Origin of the sequence: Methylomonas aurea, from assembly GCF_024505045.1 — a bacterium.
In the GTDB taxonomy this organism is placed as follows: Bacteria; Pseudomonadota; Gammaproteobacteria; order Methylococcales; family Methylomonadaceae; genus Methylomonas; species Methylomonas aurea.
In genome coordinates this window covers 1-536 of the sequence record NZ_JANIBM010000091.1, presented here as the reverse complement: position 1 = coordinate 536, position 536 = coordinate 1, and the positions used below count along the sequence as shown (strand labels likewise).

Below are 536 nucleotides of genomic sequence, written 5' to 3'. Positions count from 1 at the left end.
TGTTCCAGAAGCATGAAGTTTACTGACCTATACAACACCGGCATTAAGCTATGGCCAAAGGAAATCCATATAGGTGATGGCTACCCAGCCGGTAAAACCGGATATGTGTTTCCTGATCTAGTGTCAATTCATGATCAAATTGAGGAAAGTATTCCTGTTGAAAATGGATGGTTGCAGATCATCGACTGGTCGTTGTTTCAAGCATTTCATGCAGAAAGTAAGCGACTCATTCAAAGTAATCAAACGACACTAATTCCGTGCTCGGTAGCGAAGAGTGAGATTCAATGGAGAGTTAATGAAAATCTTAACGGTGAAGGCTGGGAGTCTTTGTGTGCTGAGTATGTCAATGACCTACAAGAAACATAACACGTCGCTTCACCCGACCAAAAACCGCGATGCGGTTTTCGTCGGGTGAGCTAGGCGTTAGGCACCAGCAAGCGAGGCCGCAAAAAACACGGGGTTCAGGGATTAAGTGCGGTGGTCAACGTGTGCCATTGCCAACCCAAAACCCGGCATTCATGCCGGCAAGATAAAGA

The 536-nt window shown here is 46.1% G+C and carries 1 protein-coding gene; it reads left to right on the top strand.

What is annotated here, in order from left to right; translation table 11 throughout:
* Positions 1 to 366: hypothetical protein (locus NP603_RS21845; protein ID WP_256612976.1), on the top strand; the 366-nt coding region annotated here is incomplete at its 5' end.
* Positions 367 to 536 lie beyond the last annotated feature (170 nt).